Here is a 2,879-nt window from a genome sequence, read left to right on the forward strand (position 1 = left end):
TCAAAGCCTTCGGGGGTGCGGATCGCGCTGACCGTGTCGGAATAAAGCGCGGGGCGGGCGGCGCAGAGGTCCATCCCCCAAGCCGCGACTGCAGCGCGCACGCCGGTTGCGATGCGGGTATGGCGAGCAAAGACATTCTCCAACCCCTCATCGAGCAGCATGGAGGAGGCCAGCTTGAGCCCGTTGAGCAGACCAACGGAGGGCGTATAGGGGTAGCCATTGGCGGCGTAGCCCTTGGCCATATCGCGAATGTCGAAATAGGTGCGCGGCAGGCCGCCTGTCTCGACCGCTGCCATCGCCTTGGGCGAGAAGGCCGCGATGCCGAGGCCCGCGGGCATCATGAAGCCCTTTTGGCTGCCGGTCACGGCGACATCGATCTTCCAGCCATCGAATTCAAAGGGCATGGAACCGATCGAGCTGACGCCATCGACGAACAGGAGTGCAGGGTGCCTAGCTGCATCCATCGCGCGGCGGACGGCCGCGATATCAGAGGTCACGCCGGTAGCGGTTTCATTATGAGTGGCCAGAACCGCCTTGATCTTGTGGCTGGTATCGGCGGTCAGAATTTCCTCGAAACGGTCTGCGGGAATGCCTTCGCCCCAAGCAGTCTCGACAATCTCGACATGCAGGCCGTGGCGCTGGCACATGTCGATCCATTTGAGCGAGAACATGCCGTTGCGCGATGCCAGAACCGTGTCGCCGGGCGAAAGCGTATTGGTGATCGCCGCTTCCCAGCCGCCAGTGCCGGTCGAGGGGAAGATGAACACTTCGGCATTTTGCGATTTCATCACCTGCCGGACACCATCGCGCGCGGGGTGCAGAATGTCTTTGAACACGTTCGACCGGTGGTCGAGCGTGGGCATGTCGCAAGCGCGGCGCACGCTTTCGGGCATATTGGTGGGGCCCGGAATGAAAACTGGGTTCTGCAAGCTCATCTGATGCCGTCTCCTCATCTCTGCTGTGACACCTAACCTGTGCGCCATTGTCGCACAATTTTTTTGAAAACGTTTTTCAGAAATGCTATGGTGCGGGCATATTGAATGATTTCAGTGTGTTGGTATTTTTCACGATATGAAATCATTTTTCACTGCACTGCAGCGAGGTCCAGATGCGCGAACCGACCAACCCCGAATCCCCCCGCCGCGCGCGGGGGCGGCCCAAGGCGTGGGATGACAAAAGCGATCAAAACACGATCAAGTCGCTAGACCGTGCGATGGCGGTGTTTGAGCATTTGTCGACCACCTCGGGCGCGACACTGTCCGAGCTTGCGGCCGATACCGATCAATCGCCTGCCACCACCTATCGGATCTTGACCACGATGGAGGCGCGCGGGCTGGTCGAATTCGACGCGGGCGCGCAGCTTTGGCATATTGGGCCGCGCGCGTTCTTGATCGGGGCGCGCTATTTGCGCCGCACCTCGGTGGTGGATCGTGCGCGCCCCATCTTGCGCCGTTTGATGGAGGCGACGGGCGAGACCGCGAACCTTGGCATCGCGCGCGACACCCATGTGCTATTTGTCAGCCAAGTGGAAAGCCATGCCTCGATCCGGGCGTTCTTTCCGCCCGGCACGCTGTCGCCCATGCATGCCTCGGGGATCGGCAAGGCGCTTTTGGCGCAGATGACCGATGACCGGCTGTCGCGCCATATCGCGACCGCACCCTTGGACCGGTTCACCGCGCGCAGCTTGACCGATCCGGCCGAATTGCGTGCCGATCTGCAAGAAACACGCGCGCGCGGCTATGCCATCGACGACGAGGAAAAGACCGAAGGGATGCGCTGCATCGCGGCCCCTGTTTTCGATTGGCAGGGCGAGGCGGTGGCGGGGCTCTCGGTCTCGGGGCCGGTCAGCCGGGTGTCGCTGCCGCAAACCCAGCGCTTGGCCGAGGCGGTGCTGCGTGCTGCCGCCGATCTGTCGGCGGCGCTGGGGGCGGATGGCAAAGCCTAGGCGGATTGTGCCATCGCGGCGAGATGGGCCTCGAGGCAATCGAGGAACCCGTCGCGGACCGGGTCGCGCCGGTCTGCGCACCAAGCGGCGGCCAGATGCAGGCGGCGGATCGGTTGGCCCTCGGGCGTCAGGAGCGGGCGGAACACCAACCCCTTGGGCGTGCCCAGCGCCGACCAGCGCGGCACGATGGCCAGCCCCAGCCCCGCCGCGACAAGGCTGACAATGGTGTGCTTTTCCTCGGCCACTTGGGCGATGCGCGCGGCATATCCCGCCTCGTGCATGAGCTTGATGGTCAGGTCATGGCTATGCGGGCGCGATTGGCGGTCAGGCACGATCATCGGCGCATCGGCAAGATCGGCCACCGTCAGGTTGTCATGGCGGGCCAGATCATGCCCATCGGGTAGGGCCACAACCGTGCTTTCCGACAAAAGCGCGCGGAGTTTGACGCGCGGGTCGCGCCGCTCGGGTGGGCGGATCAGTGCCAGATCGATCTGTCCCGACAAAAGGCGCGGCAAAAGCTGGATGGTTTTGCGTTCCTCCAGCGTGATTTGCACAGTGGGTGCACACAAGCGGTAGATGGGTAGGATTTGGGGCAGTAACCCCGCCGCTGCACTGTCGATTGCGCCGATCCTGAGGCGGGTGGCGCTGTCGCGGCCAAGGCTGCGGGCGCGGTGTTCCAGCGCATCGGCGGCGGCGATCAGGTCGCGGGCCTGCGCCACAAGCTCTTGCCCAGCGGCCGAAAGCGAGACGGCCCGCGTGGTGCGGTGGATCAGCACTGTGCCCAAATGATCCTCCAGCGTGGCCAAGCGGCGGCCGAGCGTGGCGGGCAGCAGATCGAGCCTGCGCGCGGCGCGGCCGAAATGCAGCTCTTCGGCCACCATCAGAAAACAGCGCAGATCGGTGAGGTCCATGGCTCTGATTATTGCAAAATAAT

At 63.6% G+C, this 2,879-nt stretch carries 3 protein-coding genes; 1 reads left to right on the forward strand and 2 read right to left on the reverse strand.

All coding sequences use genetic code 11. The annotated features are described in order from the left end of the window. Window positions 1-935 (reverse strand): aminotransferase class V-fold PLP-dependent enzyme (locus KG698_RS14900; protein ID WP_213686331.1); only part of this gene is annotated, 935 nt, incomplete at its 3' end. A gap of 173 nt (window positions 936-1,108) precedes the next feature. Here KG698_RS14900 and bhcR point away from each other — a divergent pair. Next, window positions 1,109-1,945: an HTH-type transcriptional regulator BhcR gene (gene bhcR, locus KG698_RS14905; RefSeq protein ID WP_213686332.1), complete on the forward strand. Its 837-nt coding sequence runs from the start codon at window positions 1,109-1,111 to the stop codon at window positions 1,943-1,945. Here the strand turns inward: bhcR and KG698_RS14910 are convergent. After that, the gene (locus KG698_RS14910) at window positions 1,942-2,856 is read right to left on the reverse strand and encodes a LysR substrate-binding domain-containing protein (protein WP_300984179.1); all 915 of its coding nucleotides are present in this window, start codon (window positions 2,854-2,856) and stop codon (window positions 1,942-1,944) included. The genes bhcR and KG698_RS14910 overlap by 4 nt on opposite strands. Between the last annotated feature and the right edge of the window lie 23 nt (window positions 2,857-2,879).

The organism is Roseicyclus sp., assembly GCF_018402035.1.
GTDB lineage: Bacteria > Pseudomonadota > Alphaproteobacteria > Rhodobacterales > Rhodobacteraceae > Roseicyclus.